The organism is Paenibacillus ferrarius (genome assembly GCF_002027705.1).
GTDB lineage: Bacteria > Bacillota > Bacilli > Paenibacillales > NBRC-103111 > Paenibacillus_E > Paenibacillus_E ferrarius.
In genome coordinates this window covers 203,165-225,077 of record NZ_MBTG01000006.1, presented here as the reverse complement: position 1 = coordinate 225,077, position 21,913 = coordinate 203,165, and the positions used below count along the sequence as shown (strand labels likewise).

16 protein-coding genes are annotated in these 21,913 nt (G+C 51.0%); 2 read left to right on the top strand and 14 right to left on the bottom strand.

Annotation, left to right across the window (positions count from 1 at the left end; all coding sequences use genetic code 11):
* Window positions 1–39: 39 nt before the first annotated feature.
* From BC351_RS08265 to BC351_RS08240, 6 genes are read right to left on the bottom strand one after another with little or no spacing between them, the layout of a single operon-like run.
* A complete protein-coding gene (locus BC351_RS08265) occupies window positions 40–375 on the bottom strand; it encodes an STAS domain-containing protein (protein ID WP_079410616.1) in 336 nt (111 codons plus the stop codon).
* Window positions 372–809: an ATP-binding protein gene (locus tag BC351_RS08260; protein WP_079410614.1), complete on the bottom strand. Its 438-nt coding sequence runs from the start codon at window positions 807–809 to the stop codon at window positions 372–374. Before BC351_RS08260 ends, BC351_RS08265 begins: the two co-directional genes overlap by 4 nt.
* 40 nt (window positions 810–849) lie before the next feature.
* A complete protein-coding gene (locus tag BC351_RS08255; RefSeq protein WP_079410612.1) occupies window positions 850–3,906 on the bottom strand; it encodes a HEAT repeat domain-containing protein in 3,057 nt (1,018 codons plus the stop codon).
* Between the two features lie 35 nt (window positions 3,907–3,941).
* A complete protein-coding gene (locus tag BC351_RS08250; protein WP_158082014.1) occupies window positions 3,942–4,427 on the bottom strand; it encodes a GNAT family N-acetyltransferase in 486 nt (161 codons plus the stop codon).
* 22 nt (window positions 4,428–4,449) lie between these two features.
* On the bottom strand, window positions 4,450–7,218 hold the full coding sequence (locus BC351_RS08245) for an adenylate/guanylate cyclase domain-containing protein (protein ID WP_079410608.1): 2,769 nt from the start codon (window positions 7,216–7,218) through the stop codon (window positions 4,450–4,452).
* Window positions 7,219–7,235: 17 nt separating this feature from the next.
* On the bottom strand, window positions 7,236–10,445 hold the full coding sequence (locus BC351_RS08240) for a stalk domain-containing protein (RefSeq protein WP_079410606.1): 3,210 nt from the start codon (window positions 10,443–10,445) through the stop codon (window positions 7,236–7,238).
* A 195-nt stretch (window positions 10,446–10,640) separates the two neighbouring features.
* On the opposite strand from BC351_RS08240, the gene BC351_RS08235 reads away from it, so the two are divergent.
* Complete coding sequence (locus BC351_RS08235) at window positions 10,641–11,027, top strand: DUF4280 domain-containing protein (protein ID WP_079410603.1); 387 nt, start codon at window positions 10,641–10,643, stop codon at window positions 11,025–11,027.
* Between the two features lie 50 nt (window positions 11,028–11,077).
* Complete coding sequence (locus BC351_RS08230; protein ID WP_079410601.1) at window positions 11,078–12,733, top strand: MORN repeat-containing protein; 1,656 nt, start codon at window positions 11,078–11,080, stop codon at window positions 12,731–12,733.
* A 531-nt stretch (window positions 12,734–13,264) separates the two neighbouring features.
* Here BC351_RS08230 and BC351_RS08225 read toward each other — a convergent pair.
* The 8 genes from BC351_RS08225 to BC351_RS08190 form a co-directional block, all read right to left on the bottom strand.
* Entirely contained in the window at window positions 13,265–14,494 is a 1,230-nt protein-coding gene (locus BC351_RS08225; protein ID WP_425270909.1) for an anhydro-N-acetylmuramic acid kinase, read from the bottom strand.
* Window positions 14,494–16,131, bottom strand: a complete 1,638-nt coding sequence (gene nagZ / locus BC351_RS08220) for a beta-N-acetylhexosaminidase (RefSeq protein ID WP_079410596.1) — start codon at window positions 16,129–16,131, stop codon at window positions 14,494–14,496. Before nagZ ends, BC351_RS08225 begins: the two co-directional genes overlap by 1 nt.
* A 66-nt stretch (window positions 16,132–16,197) precedes the next feature.
* Window positions 16,198–17,115, bottom strand: a complete 918-nt coding sequence (locus tag BC351_RS08215) for an N-acetylglucosamine kinase (protein WP_079410593.1) — start codon at window positions 17,113–17,115, stop codon at window positions 16,198–16,200.
* 29 nt (window positions 17,116–17,144) lie between these two features.
* Entirely contained in the window at window positions 17,145–18,287 is a 1,143-nt protein-coding gene (locus BC351_RS08210) for an exo-beta-N-acetylmuramidase NamZ family protein (protein ID WP_079410590.1), read from the bottom strand.
* A gap of 87 nt (window positions 18,288–18,374) precedes the next feature.
* On the bottom strand, window positions 18,375–19,079 hold the full coding sequence (locus BC351_RS08205) for a PIG-L deacetylase family protein (RefSeq protein ID WP_079410588.1): 705 nt from the start codon (window positions 19,077–19,079) through the stop codon (window positions 18,375–18,377).
* Window positions 19,076–20,047, bottom strand: coding sequence for a GNAT family N-acetyltransferase (locus tag BC351_RS08200; RefSeq protein ID WP_079410585.1), 972 nt, complete (start codon window positions 20,045–20,047; stop codon window positions 19,076–19,078). The genes BC351_RS08205 and BC351_RS08200 overlap by 4 nt, the downstream gene beginning before the upstream one ends.
* 31 nt (window positions 20,048–20,078) lie before the next feature.
* Complete coding sequence (locus BC351_RS08195; RefSeq protein ID WP_079410583.1) at window positions 20,079–20,939, bottom strand: carbohydrate ABC transporter permease; 861 nt, start codon at window positions 20,937–20,939, stop codon at window positions 20,079–20,081.
* Window positions 20,940–20,955: 16 nt separating this feature from the next.
* Window positions 20,956–21,867, bottom strand: a complete 912-nt coding sequence (locus BC351_RS08190) for a carbohydrate ABC transporter permease (RefSeq protein ID WP_079410581.1) — start codon at window positions 21,865–21,867, stop codon at window positions 20,956–20,958.
* Between the last annotated feature and the right edge of the window lie 46 nt (window positions 21,868–21,913).

The window sequence follows — 21,913 nt, the reverse complement described above, 5'->3', positions numbered from 1 at the left end:
CTTTGGATACTGAATTGAGCCGCATGCCGGTATAGACAACTAGGCAATGGCTTGAACCGCTTCATCTTCGGTTTCATAAATTGAAAAAATGGTGCTGAAGCCTGACATTTCAAAGACATCCTTCACATGATCATTCATATGGGCCAGCGCCAGTTTGCCTTGAATGACTTTAATCATTTTGGCCGCTACCAGCAAGCTTCTAAGGCCAGCACTGCTGACATACTCTAGTCCTTGCAGGTTAAATACGAACTTCCCATTCCCTTGCTCCACCAGTTTCATAAAAGCAGATTCCAAGCCCGCCGAAGTATTCGCATCCAACCGGCCGTTCAAGCCAAGAAGAACCGTATTCCCTACTATTTGTTCCGTAATATTCATGATATTTCTTCCTCCTGTACGCGTCGTTTGAGCATCATAAGCACGTTCTCGTTGTTCAATCGTTCGTAGCGAATATCATCCATAACCTGCTTGACAAAATGGATCCCCAAGCCTCCGATAGCCCGTTCGTCAACACCTAAATCGACACACGGATCAGACTTCAGCAAAGGGTTGAACGGGATGCCGCGATCTGTAATGCGAAGCTCCCAGCCTTCTCGAACCTTCCCAATATCGACCCGTATCGCTTCGGACACTGGCACATCCTCTGGATATCCATAGAGAATAATGTTCGTCACCAGCTCATCGCAGACCAAATTCAAGCGATACAGCATCATTGCGTCAAGATCCATCCTCACGGATATTTCTTGCAAGAAGGCACCCAGCCGCTGCAGCTCCTTCAGATCATTGCTTAGCCTGATACTCTCGACGGTCATGCTAGTCGCCCCTTTGCTGATAATTAAACGCCAGCCGAACTTACGCCATTTTGAGCAGCATGTTTTCCAGCAATCTCACTCTTGCGCTTGAAGCATGCAGCAGCCCAATCCCAATCTCCGGATACAGTCTCACTAGACGAGACAAGCTTTCCCCTTGCAGCGTAAGCACACGGACCTCATCAAAAATAACCTGCGCCGTAATCGAAGACGGCGAACCGTCCAAGGCCGTTGTTTCACCCAAAGCTTGCTTGGGTCCAAGAACACCGATCGTTCCGGTCTCCCCTTCCCCCGTCTCGTTGCTCAGCTCTACGTTGCCTTCAATAATCAGATACATCGCTGCATTGCTTTGCCCGCGACGCAGCAGATAAGTCAGATCTTCATGCACTTCTTCTGTAGCAATACCAGCAATCAAGCCAAGCTCATCCACCGAAAGATCCGCGAATAAAGACACTTGCTTCAGAAAAATAACTTTATCCAGCATCGTTAAAAACTTGCGTTCTTCTCTCATATCAACACGCTCCAATGAACTTAGTGCGTAACTGGCAATATCTTTGAGCCAATCATCCGACCACGACTTCGCCTCTTGCAAAATAAGATGAGGTTCTTGCTTGACCGAGCTATGGGCTGCATCGTCTTGCTTCAGAAGCTCCAGCAAGGCGAGCGCTAGACGGCGATCTCCCAACCCCTCAGCAAGCACTTCGAGCCCGTTATCGCGAACCTCGTCGCTTTCGTCCTCCGCAGCTTCGCGGAGAGTTGCAACCACACGCTCGTCTGCGAACTTCGCCATCACCGCCCAAGCGCCTCCAACGAGCGCTTGGTGCAGCTCTGTGCAGCGCTGGCCGGCAAGCTCCGCCAATCCTTTCATCCCCAGCTCATTCAGTGCAGCAGGCAATGCTCTTTCCTGCGTGGACGCCAGCATGCGGGCTACACAAGGATCAACAAGCTGCTTGCGCAGCATGCTTTCATCAAGCAGCTCTGCGAGCGCCGTCACAGCCGCGTTCCATATAAAAGGATTCGCGTGGTTCACGTGTGCCAGCAAGGCAGGCAACGCTTTCTCACCCATATCCACGAATGCTTGCAGTATCGCTTTGCGCATCTCTTGATCCGCAAGAGGTACCATCGTGAGGAGGAAAGGAATAGCCTCCACATGTTGGAGCTGTCCAATGCAATGTGCGGCAGCAACCTTGACTGCCGGACGATGATCATCCAGCAAAGACAAAACCCATGCCGCATAAGTATGAAGCTTCAAATCAGCGACCGTATGACAGCCGTAGACGGCCCACTCGCCGCCATTATCGAGCATTTTGATAATCGCTTCGTCACAAGCTTGATAGCTTTCTTCGCTTTCCAGCGCATACAGCGCCTTAACGCCCTCGTGCACCACTTTCGGATGGTTATCCAACAGCTTCACGCGAATGAAGAAATGGGATTGGCTGCGCAAATGCGTCGCTTTGGATATGAGTTTCACACATTCCGCCCGCACCTCCGGGTCTTCATCTTCCAAGAAGGAAGCGACTTGCACGAGATCTTGTATCGTAGCGCCTTGCAGATTCATAGCCCTTAGCACAGCCAGGCGAATTCGTGAGCTTTCCTCGCCGATCATGCCAATGAGATGAGGCAGAAATGCGGAATCCTTCGCCTTCCCGATCACCTCCAGCGCGAGCTCCCGCACGTAATCGTTGGGGTGCTTTAAATAACCGAGCATCGCAGATAAAGCTTTGGAGCTGCGGATGCCCCCAATAAAGGAGCCTGCGATCTCCGATAGGTCGGCGTGCAACGATTGCACACTTTTCACCAACTCACGAACATACAGATTTCTGCCAAACCAAGCAACAACGACGAGAATTGCAGCTACTGCCACTCCCAGCCAAGCCAGGGGAGAAAGCTGTATCAAGCCAAAGGAATGCAGAAGCGACAGCAAGGAACCGATCAAAATCCCGCCGGACGCAGCGACACCCTGAGCAAAATAGCGGTAGCCATCCCTTTTGGAGATCGGCATCATTTTGAAAAACAGCTGATAGCAAGGCTCTGCTATGTAGTACAGCAAGATATAGAAAATAGCATAGGAACCAGAAACCATGAAAATTCCAAGAGATTGGTTCAGGAACATAGCCGTCAAGCCAAAGCCCCCGAAGAAAACAACAGTAATCGCGAGCAGCATATTGCTTGCGCCAAGCCAATTCATTAGACGCGTAGACACCGTTTGCAAGAGCAAACAGAATGTGAACTGGATCGCTGTAATTAAGCCGTAGAACGAGGTCAAATCTCCTTCAACTGGAAACTTAGCCTCAGCAGCCGTAAAGTATTGGTATTCGATCATAAAATAGACGGCAGGCATCAGCGTCATCAAAGCAACCGCGCAAAGCAGGAACGGGCTGCGCAGCATCTGTTTGGCATAGTAGCCTGCTGGAAGCTGCGTCTCTTCTTTGGGCTCAGCAGCACTTTGCGTCTTCAATCGGATATCTTCCTTCAACGTCAATGGCACCAAATAACGAGCTAATGCTTTTCGAAAAAACACAAACCCTAACACCATTAACACCGGAGCTAGCGCGTACACAGCTTCCGTCCCCAGCAGCTTACCGATTTGATGGGCAAGTAATCCCGCCGTAATCCCGCCTGTTGTCGTAGAAGCGATAAACACGGGCATCATCCGCTTCGCTTGCTGCGTTGGACACAAGTCAAAGGCTGTGCTCCAAAGCAAAAGCGTCAACTGCCGAACAACAAAGTTCGAAGACAGAAATAAAATAGGATAATAGTAGCGGAAATCAATGCCGCCTGCCTTAAATCCGAGCAATACCGCTCCATTCACTGCTAAAAGCCCAATCATTATCAGGTAAAGTGTGGTCATCATTTTCGCTTTGGGCAGCCGATTCGCCAATTTGGCCAAAAGCCAACCCTCGAGCGGCATGATGGCCGCTTCAAAAATATAGATATAAGGCAAATATTGCACGCCGAATCTTTGGTTAAAAAGCGCCATGAAAGCTGTATAGTTCAAGGATTCGGCAATCCCGCTAAAATAGAAAATTGGCAGCATCATCCAAAGTTTGCGCATGTCTTCTGTGCGCAGCCCCAACCACCCGGTTAAACTTCCTTGCATATCATCAGGTCCAATCTATCAGTTCATTTCTGTCACTAGGACAGTGGTTTGTAGAAAGCTAATCGAGCTTCGCCTTCATAGTAATAATTGGGATATGTGCCGATGAGCTCAAAACCATTGGCTCGAAACATCTTTTGAATAGGTTGATACTCAGGCAAGTCGCAGGTGTAGGTTAATAGGTATCTTCCCTTCGCACCCCGAGCAAAGGCTTCTAATGCTTGAAACAAAATTTTGGCAAATCCATGCCTGCGGTACTCTCGATGAACCGCCAAATAATCCCAGAGAAAGCCGCCGGACTGATGTTCATTTTCCTTGCAGCTGGTCACAGCGATAATCTCGCCGGCTTCATTCTCAATAAACCAGTGTCGATGGTTGCGCTGCGTCAAGCTAAGAAGCGGAGCATTGCGATAATGCTCCAGCTCTCCCGGTGTATGCCGCTGGTCATCGAAAGATGCCGAGGACAAATAAAAATTCGTGATGCGCAAGGCATCTTGTTCCGTGGTCAATTCGTGTACTTGCACGCCAGATTCGCCCCTTTTTTCATTAGGAAACCGATAAAGTCCCATTCCACTCAGCCGTCGTACCGTGTTGGAAGTATTCATCACAAAGATAGAAATAAAGCTGTGCCGCTTTATCTTGACGGTTCATCTTAATAACCATTAAGAAAGCTTCCCTCGCATCATAAAATCGTCCTACTTGATAATAAGTCACCGCTTGCTCGAATAAGACTTTGGTCTTGTCTTTCAAAGTACGGATCGTCTCCGGGTCCCCTTGGTACACATCGAACAAATGGAGCGGCTCTTTCACGCCTTCAACTTGAATCAAGCCCAAATTCCGATAATGGAAACCCGCTGGCTGCTCCAACGATTGCACCACATAATCGGTAATCAGAATGGATGCGCCTAACGGCTCTGTCATTTTCTCCAGTATCGTAGCCACATTGACGCCATCGGAAATCACATTGCCTTCCAAACGCTGCTCCTCCCCGATAATGCCTAAGCGAAGCGGCCCTTTGTGCAGGCCTATTCCAAAATCTACAGGTTGATACCCTACCTTGGCACGATGGGAATTGTATATTTCCAACTCTCTGCGCATTTCAATGCAGGCCAGCAGTGCTTCATCAGCCCGATTGGGGAATAGCGCCATGAAGCCAGCGCCTAGATACTTATTCATAAGACCCTGATGATTGCGGACATAGGGACCGAAGCGCTTAAGAAACGAATTGACGAAATTGAAGTTTTCTTCCGGTGAAAGCTTCTTCGAAATGTGAAAGAAACCACGAATATTGAAAATTAATATGGACATATTTTTTTCAACCTGATCCCCAAGCTCGACATCCAGAATGCTTTCTTTATTCAAGAACCGCAAGAATTGCTGGGGCACGAACCGGTAGTACGACTGACTGAAATTTTCGACTTTCGTGATATATTCACGGATGCGCGACGCCATGATATTGACACTGTCCCCTAAGTCGGACACTTCATCTCGTGTGTTAATTGTAACGACCGTATCCCAGTTGCCTTTGGCGATTTCGCCTACACTATTGCGCAGCTTGCGAATCGAGGATAACAGTACATAGGTCATTAGAAACAGGACCAGCAGCAAGCCGATTGAGATAAAAACAATGTTGCGAATAATGGAGTTCAACACCATTTGGCGATGCCGCAAAATGCCATCCAAGTTTTTGCTCGTTTCAAAAACACCGACAATTTTACCCGATGAATTGTAAATCGGCGCAATGGCATACCGCCACTCGCCCGAGAAATCCTGCCATTGCCCGGTTGCCGGCTTGCCTTCCAGAACGACTTGTTGATTTTCCGGCGTTTGTTGGAAAGGATTAAACATGTGCATGCCGTCATCGTCTTCCAAAATGCGATAAATAATCCCATTTTCGTATTTATACACCGCTTTGTAAAAGCCTTGGTTATCATCTTGTTCATTGTTTTCAAAGACCGATTGAATCTTTTTACGGAAGGAGTTATAGATTGTCCCTTTGTAATCAAGCGGAGATGTGAGACTTTGCAATTTATCTCCATCAATCAGGTTTTGGCCGTTTCTGGCTAACAGAATAAGCTCACTGAAGGTTTCTTCTTCCATTTTCTTGGAGAAACTCGTGTAAATAACGGTAGACAATAGAATCATTGACACGGCAATGACGGGGATTAGAATGAAAATCTGCTTCATCATGAGAGGAAGTCTGCGTTGCAGCAGATTGAAGAAAATAATTTTGACCGCAATCAACAGTAGAATAATCCCGACGACAGCAAGGGACCACAACAGAATAACCTTGGTCTGCATGGCGCTGCTGTACTGAACCTCAACTAGAGAGGGTGTAATGGTTCCGTCCGGAAGACGGCGATTGATCTGCGTTGCTTCTACGATAATGAGGCTGTCGTCCTCAGAGATACTGCTCGTCGTTGCATCGAATGCAAGCTCAACTCCGCTCGCTTTCACCTTCTCCTCATTCACAAGTCCCTCGATAATGTAGGGCTGCTTGGGATCAAGTCTAGAGATCGTTTTGCTGTTAAAATCGATAAAAATGAGGCGTCCTTGGTTATCCAAATGCATGCTTTCGGGAAAGTTGCGTCGTGTGCGGTCAATGCCCGGCAGCGGATAAACAAGCTCGGAGCGGCCATCTTGAAAAGCACGATAAATTTCCCCGCTGCGCGTCGAGAAATAAATCTCATTAGGCTTATAGCCATCTGCCTCAGACACATATTTGTTCTCAGGAAGCTTGACAGTATAAGCGAGTTGAGGCGTAGTGGAGGAGATTTCTTTCACTGGTTGTTGATACAAGGCCAACTGTGTAACTTCATCATTGAAAAAGTACACCATGCCTTCGCGAACCTGTACATTTCGCAAGGAGCCCAGTCTGTACCTTCTTGTCTGCGAATCCGTATACTCTTGCGTAAATAAGCTGCGATCGAACTGCCCATTTGGCGTATAGCGGACGATCTGCTCTGATTTCACCGCAATGCCGTAAGGATCAAGCAGCGTTCGAATCGTATATAAATAGCCTTGATCATCCACCGCCATGTCATTAAAACGATACACTTCCCCGTTCTTCCCCAAGTCACTCGTAATGGAGAATTGCAGAACACCTTCGCTGTTCACCTTGTGAATCGTTTTCTTGGCGTTGTCAATGACGAACAAGTTGTTCTGATGATCAGAGATCGCCTTCGATAAGCCGTCGAACGGCATGCTTTTGTGAAAAGGCCAAAGTGTAAAGCTGTCCCTGTGCACGCTCAGGTAGCTTCCGGCAGCGCCCAGAAGCAGCAGGACGAGCAGCAATGCCGCAATCGATTTCTTCATCGCTTTTTAATCTCCTCTTAATTAGCAATCTGAATGATTTGGGTTGGCGCATTCCAATCGACTTGTAGGCCCAAGGATTCAGATATGAACCTTAATGGCACATACGTCTTTCCGGCCAAAAGCAGCGCCGGAGCTTCGATCTGGAAAGGCTCGCCATCTATGTAAGCCGTGGCATCGTTGATTCGGCAGGTGATAGTAGCAGACTCTGAGCTGACGGTTACCGTCATGCTATCCTGCGCCCAATCCACCGCCGCTCCGAACGATTCGGACACCGATCGTATAGGTAAATAGGCCTGCCCGTTTATTATAACAGGCGGAGCGTCGAATTTGATGTAAATATTCGGCGAAAGGACATTTTCTGCCGCAATAGGTTGAATGTCGATCGCTTTGGTGTCCGCCAACCTAGCGGACAGGTCAGCCAGCGCTTCAAGCTCCGCTGCGCTGTATTTCGCCTTCTCCTGCTGCTGCAGCTTCCCGAGCAGCTTAGTGACTTGCTGTTCAAGCAGCGGCTGCACGGCAGCATCAGGCGGCAGCTCAGCCGCCACCTCCTGCACAGCAGCCAGCTGCGCGAACAGCGCATCCTTCTCCATCGACTGCACCGCCTCGTCGACGGCCGCCAGCGAACGGGTCAGCGTCGCGACCCGCTCGGTATCCTGCTGCGCTGCGCTAAGCGCAGCTTGGAGCTTCTGCTTCGCCTCTGCGAGCGAAGCTATGCCTGTGGATGCGCCGGTTTGCGCATCCGCGAGCTGCGCCTGCGTCGCCAGCAGCGGCTGCAGCGCAGCTGCTGCCGCGCCCGGCTCGCCGGCGGCGATGGCTTGCTCCAGCTTCATCTGCTGGAGCTCGGCCTGCTCGGCCAGCTGATCCTCGCTGGCCGCATTCCCGGCGGCTGGCTCAGAGCCGCCAGGACTACCGCCACCGTCCGGCGGTGCGGTGGCTTCCTCGGACAGCGCTGCGATCAGCGCGTCCGGGTTGTTCACAAGCTCCATCTGCTTCAGCGCAGCTGCGGCGTCGCCGCCCAGCAGCGCTTCCAGCATCCCGAGCCGGGCCTGTGCATCCTTCAGCTGTACCGCCAAATCGACGATATCGGCCAGCTTCATGTCCGTAACGGCTGCGGCTTTCGCCGCTTCCAGCTTGACGATATCTTTCTTTAACGTATCAATCTCCTGCTGCAATTGTGCAGGCGTTTCTACAGATGCGATAGCACCAGGCTTGGCTATATCAACGGCTACCTTCAAAGCTGACGCCGCTTCCTTGGAAAGAACGGCCGAGCTGGCAGGATCGCTTAAAGCACTAGGGTCTACGACAGTATCCAGAGCAATCCACGGGGCTCCGGCTTCCTCGGATTGAAAGTACATGCCCTGCCCTGACTTCGCGATCGTTGCCGAGGCTGCCTGATAGGCCGTAGGGGTCAATGCGTCGAGTTGAATTTTGTAAGCACCGATGATCACAGTCCCTAATCCAGCAGCTTCTGATTCCCCAGCTTCACTCCCTGCTCCCTCAGATGCCCCGCTTCCGGAACCGGCAGGAGTGCCGTCCCCTGCGCTTGCAGCCGCAAGCTGCCCCGCATTGCCTTTCCCCTCCAAAAGAAACTCATCCAGCTTCTTCCCCTTATGGTAAAGAACAACTTTAAGGTTCTCTATATGGCTAAACTTCAATGTTAGGTTCCGAGTTGGCTTCGTCATCTTCATCCGTTTGCCAATCGCCCGACCTTCTTTGGTAAACACGGCATACTCCGTTGCACCGAGCTTCTTATTCACTGTCACGCTGAAATCACTTAGCAAAGGACCAACGGCCGGCTTCAGCTTCCAAGTTCCCACAGGCGCTTTGGGCTTTTGCGGCTTGGCTGCCGCCAGTCCATCATCCAGATTGCGATAGGGCAGAATCCCCTTCTGGAGCGTCTTCTCTACAGCTCCTCCGGTAGCCAGATCCAGCTTGCCGAGTGTTGTTTTGTAACTAACCTGCGCTGAAAGCACTTGTTGATCTGTGGATCTCACTGCCTCTTTGAACACCTGCAGCTCATCCGTTTTCATCAAGCTTAGCTTCACTTTTTGGGCAGCCTTGTCCAAATTGCTTTTGGCATTGTCACGATCGCGCAGCGCCTGCGCATAGCTCTCTTCCGCGCCTTTTGCTTCCAAAAAGGACTGCCTCACAGCAGCAATTACAGCATTGCGGCTTTCTTTTTCCTGAAGCATCGCCTTATTCTGCTCCATTGTCGCAATCGGCAGGGCGTCCCTCAGATCATCTAAATAACGAAGTCCATCAAACTCCCCTTGAAGCAGTGATTTCGGAATCGGAATGAAGCCAAGCAGCATAAAGAAACCTTCCCAATCCTTCTTCACCTGAGCAAGCGTCGTTTCGTAGCTGGCTTGGAACAGCTCCATGTCTACATCCTGAGCTTTGTACAGTCCATCAATTACCTTCATGCGTGCGGAGCCGAATTTGGAGCTGTACAGATCACGAGTTGTATTCAGCTTATTATCCGCTAATCGGCGATCTTCTGTATCTTTGAGCAAGCTGAGTGACGAGCTTAGTGCCTTTGCACTATAAATAGGCAACTGCTGTTGAGTCAGATCCGCATAATCCGATTCAAAGGTGAACTCGACTTTATTCTCCATATCTATGTTCAGCAGCTTGCCAAGCGCCAATCGACTTGCTTTGGCTGCCAGCTGTGCTTGTTTGTAGTCAGAGGAAGCCTTCTCCAAGGCTTTATCCGCTTTATCCTGCTCGGCCTCGTCGGCGAGTCCGAATTGACGCTTCTTTTTTACCGTATCTACAGCTGCCTTCGCTTCTTCCCATTTGCTCCGGGCCTGATCTTCCGCCGATGCGTCCTGAAAAGCGGTTAAATACGCTTTCTGTACATCAATACGCACCCCATTCATGGATTGCCGCAGCGTTTCCTGCGCGATATACAGCTGCTTGCTCGCTTCAGGCACCTTCAAACGGATCGTCAGATCCTGACTCAAATTATGCGGCTTGGCAAAAAGCCCGGAAGCTTTCGCTTCCTCGCTCTTGACTGCATGCTGCGCTTGCTCCAGCTCCAGCTTTTTCTTCAAAATTTCCGTCCGCGCATCCCGCAACAAAGGGCTTATTTTCACACCTTGATCCATCGCTTCCGCCATCGTTAAGGATTTTACTGTTGCAGCTTCTGCTCTGGAGCCTGCCGTTAAGAAAGAAGACGCCCCAAGAAGCAGAACGAGCCCCCATTTTACTCCATTTCCCCTTGCCACGATGAACCCCTCCGCTCCGTACTACTCTTCTCTTTATAGTACAATATCTCTCTAACTCTCGCACTCTCTTTTGGAGAAATTTAGCGAATTCCATCGAATATAGTAATAGATTGCTGGTTATCTGCTTTTCTAGTAGTATGAAAGTAATAGAAACTTGCGAAAAATATGACAACTTCTTAACTAGGAGAAATACATATGGGAAATCTCGTTTGCGGCGGAGCGATGCTGCAATGCTCCTTCGGCGCTGCCCCCGGCACCTTAATGGTGCTTCCGGCCAATATGGTCATGACCGCCATGCCGATTGCCAACATTATGGATAATAAGCCCATGGTCAACATCTTGCCGTTCGGCATGTGCAATTCACCGGCGAATCCGATGGTTGCCGCGGCAACTGCGGCTGCGCTCGGCGTTTTAACGCCTATGCCTTGCGTACCTGTAACCGCTGCGCCTTGGGCTCCAGGCTCACCGACCGTACTCGTCGCGAATATGCCCGCTCTGAACAATTCCTCCAAATGCATGTGCAACTGGGGCGGCGTCATTCAAATTCAGCAACCTGGCCAAATGACCATACAAGTTCCTTAACTTGCTTAATGAACAACCTCATTAATTATCCCCACTAGGAGTGAACACAGTTGGAGATCCAGCCGATTAAAACCATTGAAAAAGTGCTAAGGCCCGTCGTCGCACCCTTCATCGGCCATGTTATGAAAGCCATCGCAACGATTGGAAGGCTGCCTAAACTAGCGATCATTAAGTTTCAGCAAATCCTCCGGGTTATGCTCCAGACACGCGAGACCTCACTTAAGAATTACGTGCTGGTCGGCTCCTACTACATCTCCAAACGATTGCTTCTGTTCATCACTTTGTTTATTCTCGTACTTCTCTTCTTTATTTTCATCCGCCCGCCGGCGATTGTGAATAAATGGTTGAACCGCGTGCCTGTTCTTCAGGAGAATTCAACGAAATTAACGAGCTTCTCCGGCAGCGGCAAAGTGGTAGGCACAGACAAGGATGCCCGCTATACAGGGGATTTGGTTGATGGTCTCTATGCCGGGAAAGGCAAGCTTTTCCACAAAAATGGTCAACTCGCCTATGAAGGTGATTTCGACAAAGGCCAGAAATCCGGCAGCGGCACGCTCTATAACGAGCACGGTACGATGCAGTACAAAGGAGCTTTCGTCGGAGACACCTTTAATGGTGCAGGCACGCAATATGATCAGAACCAGAAAGTACTCTACATCGGTGAGTTTCAAAATGGCAAATACGGCGGGGCCGGGAAGTTGTTTGCGCCCAGCGGCGATCTCTTATATGAAGGCGCGTTTAACGGCGGCCTCTACAATGGGGCAGGCAAACTCTTCTCCTCAGGCGGCATCGCCCTCTATGAAGGTGAATTCGCGGCGGGTCAGTATAACGGTGCTGGCAAGCTTTTTGATCCGAAAGGCCTGCTCGTCTATGAAGGCGGCTTTAAGAATGGCAGCTATTCCGGAGATGGCACCGAGTTCTACGCGAACGGCCTGATCAAATACAAAGGCCAGTTCCTTGCAGGCACATACAGCGGAGAAGGCGCCTCGTTCACCGACAAAGGCGTGCCTCGTTTCAAAGGCACGTTCCAAAGCGGCACCCTAAGCGGTGCCGGTGAAGGCTATGACGAGTTGGGCAAACTCGTCTACAAGGGCGACTTCAAGGCTGGCGTCTATGACGGCCTTGGCACTTTGTTTGACGCAGATGGCGCGCCGCTGCTGCGGAGCTTTTTTGCAGGCGGCTACGTCAGCCTGCAGAGCTTCCTCGGTTTGTCCAGCAAGAAAGTCGAAGACTTGCTGGGCAAACCTGGGGAGGTGACGCTGCAGGATGCCAGCGTCATGCTTGCGGGCCAGGAGGCGCCCGCTGCAACCGCGGAAACGGCGGCCGCAGGCGCCGTTGCGGAAGGGCCGGCCGCGGGTCAGGCCGACCCGGCACCGACAGCAGCCGTCAAGCTGCTGCTGAGTTATCCGGCCTACCAGCTGTCGCTGCTGGTAGAGCCGTCCAAGGCCAATCCGAAGGAGGCCGTTGTCACTTCTCTCAGCATTTGGGGCTCGAAGCCTTTGGCGCTGCTGCAGCCCGTCATCGAGACCGTCAAAAAGCGCGGCGAGCCTAACGAGGCAGGCTACACCGTAATGGAGCTTGCTGCTGCAGGCGCAGGCGCTGACACCTACACGAACAGCTACTACCAAGGTGACTATCTCTTCACCTTGACACACTTCAACAAAACCAAAGAAGCCCACCTGCTTCAGGTGAGCTCTACCAAATAAAAACAGCTGCGAGGCGTCTCTTTCAGACACCTCGCAGCTGTTTGTTTTTATATGGACCGCCGAGTCGGCGGCTTTGGCAGGCTCACAGCTCATTCACTCCACATCGGCTGCCGAGACGGCGGTTTTCGCCGGCTCACGCCAACTCCGTGCCGTTTCCCCTGCTTTTCACTCGCGAGACTGCCTTTTTGGCAGGCTCACAGGCCGTTCAGTCCACATCAGCTGCTGAGACGGTGTTTTTCGCCGGCTCACGCCAACTTCGAGCCGTTTCCCCTGCTTTTCACTCGCGAGACTGCCTTTTTGGCAGGCTCACAGCTCATTGCTCCACATCGGCTGCTGAGACGGCGGTTTTGGCAGGCTCACGCCAACTCCGTGCCGTTTCCCTGCTTTCCACTCGCGAGACTGCCTTTTTGGCAGGCTCACATAGGCTCACAGCTCATTCACTCCACATCGGCTGCTGACTCGGCGGTTTTCGCCGGCTCACGCCAACTCCGTGGCGTTCCCCCGAAACAGCCTCCTCACTCCCACGTCAACCTACGGCAAGGCCAACTTGCCCATAATTGTTGACGTTTGAGCGCCTGTCGCCGAAGGCAAATTGTTCGGTACGCCGTGAATCCAATCGTTGCCCAGCAGGGCAAACAGAATGGCTTCCTTGGCATCGCCGGAGATGCCCATCTCGTCCGAAGCTAGGACGGCTTGGTCTGGGAGCAGCTCTTGCAGCATGCGCATCAGGGTGGCATTGCGCGCCCCGCCGCCGCTCACGATCACTTCCGCAATAGAACACTGCGGGAAGATGAAATCCTTATACGCGCGTGCGATGGAATGTGCCGTAAACGCTGTTGCTGTGGCGACAATATCTTCATGAGCAAGCCCGCGCCCCGAAGCAGCATCGAGCCATGCGGCGGTATACGCTTTGCCGAATAGTTCGCGCCCCGTTGTCTTCGGAGGAAGCTGCGTGAAATAAGGATGCGCCAGCATCTCCTCAAGCAGCTCTTTGTTCACTTGCCCACTCGCTGCCCATGCGCCATCTGCATCATAGGTAAGCCGACCCTCGGACAACTCGTAGACCACTTGATCCATGATCATATTCCCCGGACCCGTATCGAAAGCAATCAGATTGCCGGTTTCGATTGAGACGGAAGTCGGGAAGTTCGCGGCTGTTACTTCCGTCCCTTGAGCTGGAATCGCGGTACAGTTGCCGATCCCGCCTATGTTTTGAAGGATGCGCCCTTTGGCCGCATCGCGGAACATGATGAAGTCGCCGTAAGGCGCAAGTGGAGCGCCTTGGCCGCCGACAGCCATATCGGCGGTGCGGAAATCACCTACGACGGGTATTCCGGTCCGTTTGGCGAGAACGGACAAGTCGCCGATCTGCAGCGTCGACTTCGGCAGATAAGGATCTGCCTCATCCGCCACCGGAATGTGCCACACGGTCTGCCCATGGGTGGAGACGAGATCGATCTCCTCCATCTTCATCCCAGCAGCTGCCGCCGTCTTGCGAACCGCTTCAGCGAAGCGCTCGGCAATCGCGAAGTTCATGCCGCACAAAAGGGCTGAATTGGAATGCTCGATGGAGCATAATTGCTTCAGCTTCTCTCGGACTTCGTCCTCGTAAGGGAAGCTTTCGAAGTGCAGCAGCCGGACTTTGGCATCGACGCCGCAGCCATCAATATGGACTATGGCTACATCGATGCCGTCAAGGGAAGTACCTGACATGATGCCAGCTACTGTCAGCGATGTTTGGTTCAAAAGTGTACGGAGCATCATAGCCCGCCCCCCCATTTCCAGCCCGCAGGGTAGCTAGTCCCGAGCGAGACCGGCAAGCGGCCTTGCGGAATCAGCTCGCCAAGCAAGCATCTGGCTATGCTTTGCAGCGCCAGCGGGCGGCTTTCATAAGCGGCAACGAAAGTCGATATGTCCGGCAGCTCCAGCAGATCATAAGGCACTCGAAGCGCAACGACGACCAGCGGCTTGCCAAGCGCCTGCAGGTCGCGCACCAGCTCGACTTGCGCGGGATGGAATCTTGCGTTGTACGTCCCGATGACGATTTGCTCCACATGCGCCGCGTCAGCAAGAACCGCCTCGCGAAGCTCGCCAACCTTCTGCAGCGGCAGCACGCGGTCGATCACGTCAAGTCCGTGCTCGGTCAGCGCAGCTCCCAAGCTCGCAGGGCCTGCATAGGCTTCGTCGACGCCCGACGAAACGGCTGCGGCCACGGCGATCGCGAGCGTTCTCGTCCGGCGCAGTGGCAGCAGCTGCCGCTCGTCCTTGACGAGCGTGATGCTCGCTTCGCTGAGGCGCTGCGCAACGGCGCAGTGCGCCTCCGTTCCAACTTCAGCCGCTTCGCCAAGCTGCGGCCCAAGCACACCGCGCCGCTCCTTGAGCGCGAGCACTCTGCTGACGGAAGCGTCAATCTGCGCTTCTGTTAGACGTCCCTCGCTTACGGCTTGCTCAATTGCCGCAATAGCCTCAATCTGAAGGTCGCGTCGGTGGCTGATCAGAATGAGATCAGCACCGGCCTCGACCGCCATAACGCTCGCTGAGACCGTGCCATAATGCTCGGAAATAGCGTGCATTTCCATGCAATCGGTCATGATTACACCCTCGTAGCCAAGTTCCTCGCGAAGCAGGCCGGTTAAGACCGATTTGGATAAAGTCACCGGCAATTTCTCTGACTCCAGTGCCGGGAAATAGATGTGCGAAGACATAATCGCATCAACACCATTTTCGATCGCTTGAACAAAAGGGACTAGCTCCACAGAGCGAATGCGTTCTTGGTCATGCTGAATCGTTGGCAAATCCAGATGCGAGTCTACACTTGTGTCCCCATGCCCTGGGAAATGTTTGGCGGTTGCAACGACATTGGCATCTTGAAAGCCCGCTATTGCTTTCTGTCCGAATTCAGCTACAAGCTTGCTGGATTCACCAAATGAGCGGACACCAATGACAGGATTGTCCGGATTGTTGTTAATATCCAGCACCGGAGCAAAATTCATATTGATCCCAAGCGCCCTTAGCTCCGTTCCGGATACCCATGCAGCTTCATATGCCGCATGAGCAGCGTGATTTAATCCCGCACTCGCATCTGCTCCAGCAGCCAGCGCCATTTGCCCAGGCATTAAAGCGATCCCCTCCGTAATCCGAGCAACCATGCCGCCCTCTTGATCGATCGAAATCCAGAGAGGCGCTGCACCGGCATCCATCGCGATCTGCTGCAGCTGGTTGGATAACCCGGCAACTTGCTGGGTATTCGCCACATTGCGCGCAAAATAGATAACACCCCCGATGCGGTGTTCGGTAATGAGCGCCTTCAGCTCTTCTGTTACTTCCGTGCCTTCAAAACCGCAGAGCAGCATTTGCCCAATTTTCTCCCGAAGCGTCATTGCTTGAATCTTTGTCATTCTTTATCCCTCTCCCTCATGAGCAAACCTCTACCTGCTGCTATTGCCGAGCAAATCGGCTTTCACTTATTTATTCAAACGGTTTAACGCCATCCATACAGCACCTCTGGCTGCATCCTGTTTGGCCGTCATACAGATTAATTCCGGATAGCTTTCATTCAGTCGATTGACCAAAGCTTGCTGTACATAAGTATTCTTAAGCAGCACACTGCCAGCCATCGCAAGGCATCCTTGGTCCAGAAACAGCTTCTCCACGACGGGAACTGCCAGCTCGAATAAGGCTCCTGCACTTTTGGCCGCAATGCTCAAAGCTGCTTCATCGCCCTGCTCGCAGGCAGCCGACAGGATGGGAGCAAGCGCAGCGATATCCTTTTTGTTGGTTTGCTTGTCATACACAAATCCGACAATTTGCTGCACCGTTGAGATCTGGAGCTGATCATAGACCAACCCAGAGATCACAGTTCTTGGCAGACGACCATCCTCTGAGCGCACCAAGGCGGCAAGCAGATCCCGGCCGATGCTGTAGCCGCTGCCCTCATCATCAATCAGGTAGCCATAACCACCGCTGCGGTGAGCCTCGCCAGCTTCATTTTTGCCATAACATATAGAACCTGTACCTGCAATAAGAATGATGCCGTGCTCGCTTTCCTGCGCACCGCAAAGAGCCGTCTCTTGATCGCCCGTAATGAGCAGCTCTCCTTGATATCCGCATGCCCGGACATTGGCTTCAAGCTTTGCGGCAACCATAGGATTGCTGACACCCGCCGCCCCGATGACGACTTGCGCGCAATGCGATAGTCCGCCGCAAACTTGGGCAATCGTATTGAAAATTTCCTGAAAGCTCCTCTGGATGCTTAACTCGTCTTGTCCGTTATAGTTAATGGGCCCTGATGTAAATGTGTGTACCAAGCTGCCATTGTCATCGGCTACATTCACCGCAGTTTTGGTACCACCGCCATCCAGTCCCGCCACATATCTGTTCATCTGATCACTTCCTTTTTGCCGAAATGCATTTATTCGTATAGGTGATACTGCTTTTTCATCTGGGCAAATTGCCGGCTTTCTTCACGGAATTGCTCCAATAAACTCGGAACATCGACCGCCGCTTCCCGGTAGTGCTTATCTCCGCCCAATAAATCAATAAAAGGTCTAGATCCCTCTTTGACAGGCGGCAGAAAAGCGAATTGCTCGTAGTTGTCCTTCATGGTATACATCAGGGAAATACCGGTTTCCAAAGGTCGAAACGCGCGAGCATCCAGCACATGAAGCTGCACGCCGCTGCAAGACTCTCCCTCGAATTTGGAAAAAGTAGGCTTGAAATAGACCGGACGGAATACGAGCCCTGGCAGCTTCTTGCCGTTCATTTCGTCGGCCAGCTTCTGAGCGTCAATGAACGGAGCCCCGACAATTTCAAATGGAACCGTGGTCCCCCGGCCTTCCGACATATTGGTGCCTTCGAACAGGCAGGTGCCGGGATACAGCAGCGCCGTGTCAAAGCGGGGAATTCCCAGAGATGGCATGACCCAGTGGCGGCCTGTTTCAGGGAAGAGCATCTTCCGCTCCCAACCCTCGCAGCGTACCACATGCAGCTCGCACTGCCAGTTCATCTGGTCATTCGCCATAATAGCCACCTCGCCGGCAGTCAGACCGTACCGTACGCAAAGCGGATAATTGCCGACAAAGGATTGATAGCCCGGCTTGAGCAGATTGCCTTCAACTGTCACCCCGTCCAGTGGGTTGATGCGGTCCAAGATGACGAACGGCTTCCCTGCTTTTGCACAGTCTTCCAAAGCATACAGCATCGTGTAAATAAATGTATAATACCGGGTACCCACATCCTGAATATCATAGACGATCATATCGACCTCATCCAGATGAGCCTGACTTAGCCGCTTGGAATCTTTACGATATAAACTATGCACAGGTACTTGTGTGATCGGGTCCAAATAGGTTTCTACCAGGGCACCAGCCGCTTGATCGCCACGAACGCCATGTTCCGGGGAGAATAGGGCTGCGAGGTTGAACTGTTCGTGCAAAATCGAGATCGTGGATGCGAAATTGCGGTCTAATCCAGAAGGCGCCGTTATGAGCCCCAGTCGTTTCCCTTTGAAAAGCTGAGCGTACTGCTGAATACAATCAATGCCGTTAAGGATCATAAATGCTCCTCATTCCTGTTTGATGTAGAAAACCTCTATCGAGGGCGTTCTAGAGAGAGCGGCCGCTTGTAGAGGTTCGTTAGATTTTTATAATTCAGTTTTGAAAACACGCATATTTTCTTCGGGAATCATGAAGGTTTGCGCATATTGCTTCCTAGCTTCAATCCCGCGAACCCGGACTAGATGCTTGTAGTATTCCAGATAAGGGAAAGATTTGCTGCCAGTTACGAACCAATGCAAAGAAACCGCCTTCACCCACAAGTCATAAGCTTCTTCTGAAAAATCTACATAGATATAGGGTTTGTAGTCAACGGCATCTTCCCAATTCTCGGCATAATACAGTCTGGATGCAAAATGCGCAGGAAGCTCTCGCTCAAACGAAGACAGGCCGGCATAGAACCGAGCGTCATTCACAATGCGATGCGTTGTCATATGGTCTTTGTGCATGCTGTTTTTGAAATGGGTAATCAGCACATTCGGGCGTACCTGCCGAATCACATCGCAGACGCGGAAGCGCATCTCATCATTATCCTGGAGTTCGCCATCGGGAATGTCGAAGACGAACGATTCCCCGCCAAGCATCTCGGCAAAACCTTTAGCCTCATTAACTTTCTGCTCGCGGTATTCCATTCTATCTCTGCCAGCGGGAACGCCGCGTTCACCGGCTGTCAGCGCCAAGGTCACGATCCGGTCGCCTTTCAACGAATGGCTTGCCAACAGGCCTCCTGCCGTTAATTCCATATCGCCTACATGGCCACCGATGGCCAGAATCGTTAGCTTTTCTTCACTCATTGTACAAACTCCCTTCTCATGATAGAAAATTGTTTGACGGTTTTGAACCCAGCCTTTTCATAAATGCGAATCGCCGGATTCGTGCTGCCTGTGTAAAGCGACATATAGTCGGTTTCGATTGCCTGAAAAGCTTCACAAAGCTTGAAGAAAAGAATACTGCCCAGACCATGTCCCTCATGCTCTGGAAGCACGCCGATGCCAGCGAAATAACCTCGGCCGTTCGCTTGGCGAATGACAGGGCCTGCAAATCCGATCACTTGATCTTTATATGCAGCAATGACCACTGGCACGCTGTCTGCCGCGCATTGCCCGATTTCCTTTTGCCATAGTAAATTATTAAAGCCATTAAGCATTTCTTTCACGCCGTAATGACGCTCCGGATCAAACAACTCCACCTTGTACCCCCGAGCAGCAGCCTTGTCTTCCTTGGCTCTTATCTCCTGCGGGATGGTGAAGCCTGAGAGATTCAGGTACATCGCACATTGCTTGGCCCGTTCCGTGTATCCCTCAGCAAGCAAAAAATCGTATAACCGGCTATCTACCGGTACACCCGGTGCATTATTATGCTCATGCTTGGGCGTATCGGGGATATACCATGGCAATAACATCGGATTAAAGAAGAGAATGTCCGCTTGTTTTTTTCCTGCGTGTTGAAAGCTCATCTCCAAAGCATCTAACATCCGTCTATAGTTTTCATCCGATCTACTCTCACTGGACAGCACAAGACAGGTGATATATCCGGCAACATCTCCCAGAGGAAGGTCATCGCCCGTACATCCGCAAGCAAAGCCATGGACTTGATCCGAGACCAATAAGACAAAGGTTTTGCTTCTGTCAAAATAAGGGTTAGACAAGAATATCGCTTCAAAGCTTGCCGGCGACAATTCTTTGTAGCCATCTTTCACGGCTTCCTCGTTCCATAAATCAATGACTGGCTGCGTATACGCATCATCCCAGGATACAATCATGATCAGGCTGCCCCCTCTAAACGCCTTTGTTTTATCCCTTCACCGCTCCTACGGTTACACCCTCCAAGAAGTACTTTTGCAGGCTGAAGAAAAGAATGAACATTGGCAGTGCAGAAATGGTTGCCCCTGCCATCATTGGCGCGATAAACGTTGTATTGGCAAATCGGAAGTTTTTCAAGCCGACCTGAATGGTTTGCATATCCATCGTATTTGTGACGAGAAGCGGCCAAAAGAAGGTGTTCCAGCTGTCCATAAAGGTCAGAATCGCCATAACGGCCATGACGGTTTTGGACAAAGGCAGAATAATTCGATAGTAAATCTGGAACTGGTTGCAGCCTTCGATTTTGGCAGATTCGATAATTTCCGTAGGAATACTGCTCATAAATTGTTTGGCTAGAAAAATATTATAAACCGTAACAATACCCGGCATAATTAATGCCGTATACGTATTCTGAAGCTCAAATACATTAACTACCAGAATGTACAAAGGCACTTGCGTTACTTGATAAGGAATCATCATCGAAACTAGCAGCAAACCGAACAGCAAACCTCTTCCTTTAAAGCGAAGCTTGGAAAATGCATAACCGGCCATGCTGGCAAAAATCACATTGGAAACCGTCACAGTCGCAGCTACGATCAGGGAATTTAAGATCCACCGATACGAGTACTCACTGTAATCAAAGAAATACTTAAACGATGCGAATGTAAATTTGCTTGGTAAAATGGAATAGCTCACTGCCCCGGCTTCGACCGGATCACTGAAGGATGAGATCACCATGAAGTAAATAGGAAATATGGTCGCCAAAGCAAAAAGTAGAAGGGCGATAAAAATGATTGAATTTCGAATGGTTTTTACCTTCGGATTCCCTGCGTGATTACTGTATAAAGCCATTATTTATCCCCCTCTCTTAATACTCGACGTCTTTGCCTGCATATTTAAACTGGATTACCGAAATTCCTGCAATGATAACTGCTAGAATCAAGGATTGCGCCGCTGCTTTTCCGAATTCGAAGTACGTGAACGCATTATTGAAAATCAGTAAGCCAACCATCGTTGTTGCATTGTTCGGTCCGCCGCCTGTCATCAGATAAGCGTTTTGGAACACTTGGAAGGAACCGATAACTCCGGTCACCAAGAGAAATAAGGTAGCTGGTTTCAAGCTTGGAATCACGATGTACTGCAGCTTCTGAAAAAAGTTCGCACCATCGAGCTCTGCCGCTTCATAATAGGAATCATCAATGCCCAGCAAACCTGCCAAATAGATGATAATGCTTGTGCCATGACTGGATAGCCAGGACATCAGAACTAAAGAGAACATCGCCGTGCTGCTGGAGCCCAGCCAGTTCTGATTGCTGAGACCGAAGAAACGCATGAGTTGGTTGAGAATACCGCCCTCCAGAGGGTCGAAGATCCACAGCCATACAACCGACAAAGCTACGCCTGAAGCAACAACAGGCAAATAATACACGGCTTTGAAGAATGACTGCGTTTTCTTCCTGAGCGGCAGAACCAAGACCGCAATAGCCATGGACAGGAGTAAATTGACAGGGACCGTCAACACCGTATAGACGAGCGTATTCCGCATTGCTTTCCAAAACAAAGCGTCTTTCAACGTGTTGGTATAGTTCTCTAATCCAACATAGGTAGAACCTAGTGGCTTATATTTCTGCAAAGAAATGATAAAGGCGCTTACGACTGGATATGCGGTGAACATCGCAAACACGACTAAGGCGACGGCAATAAACGCATAACCCCATGCTCCTTCTCCTTTAATTGCTTTGAATCTCTTCTTCTTCATCGATCCGGCGATATGAGCCATACTGTCAAACCCCCCTTTCAGAAAACTTGGTTTAAACTAATTCGGA

Excerpts from the sequence above, each read along its gene's own strand:
- BC351_RS08195 (WP_079410583.1), bottom strand. The coding sequence starts at position 20,939 with ATGGCTTTATACAGTAATCACGCAGGGAATCCGAAGGTAAAAACCATT.
- nagZ (WP_079410596.1), bottom strand. The coding sequence starts at position 16,131 with ATGACAAAGATTCAAGCAATGACGCTTCGGGAGAAAATTGGGCAAATG.
- BC351_RS08260 (WP_079410614.1), bottom strand. The coding sequence starts at position 809 with ATGACCGTCGAGAGTATCAGGCTAAGCAATGATCTGAAGGAGCTGCAG.
- BC351_RS08255 (WP_079410612.1), bottom strand. The coding sequence starts at position 3,906 with ATGCAAGGAAGTTTAACCGGGTGGTTGGGGCTGCGCACAGAAGACATG.
- BC351_RS08265 (WP_079410616.1), bottom strand. The coding sequence starts at position 375 with ATGAATATTACGGAACAAATAGTAGGGAATACGGTTCTTCTTGGCTTG.
- BC351_RS08215 (WP_079410593.1), bottom strand. The coding sequence starts at position 17,115 with ATGAACAGATATGTGGCGGGACTGGATGGCGGTGGTACCAAAACTGCG.
- BC351_RS08225 (WP_425270909.1), bottom strand. The coding sequence starts at position 14,494 with ATGCTCCGTACACTTTTGAACCAAACATCGCTGACAGTAGCTGGCATC.
- BC351_RS08245 (WP_079410608.1), bottom strand. The coding sequence starts at position 7,218 with ATGAAGAAATCGATTGCGGCATTGCTGCTCGTCCTGCTGCTTCTGGGC.
- BC351_RS08200 (WP_079410585.1), bottom strand. The coding sequence starts at position 20,047 with ATGATTGTATCCTGGGATGATGCGTATACGCAGCCAGTCATTGATTTA.
- BC351_RS08235 (WP_079410603.1), top strand. The coding sequence starts at position 10,641 with ATGGGAAATCTCGTTTGCGGCGGAGCGATGCTGCAATGCTCCTTCGGC.
- BC351_RS08210 (WP_079410590.1), bottom strand. The coding sequence starts at position 18,287 with ATGATCCTTAACGGCATTGATTGTATTCAGCAGTACGCTCAGCTTTTC.
- BC351_RS08205 (WP_079410588.1), bottom strand. The coding sequence starts at position 19,079 with ATGAGTGAAGAAAAGCTAACGATTCTGGCCATCGGTGGCCATGTAGGC.
- BC351_RS08190 (WP_079410581.1), bottom strand. The coding sequence starts at position 21,867 with ATGGCTCATATCGCCGGATCGATGAAGAAGAAGAGATTCAAAGCAATT.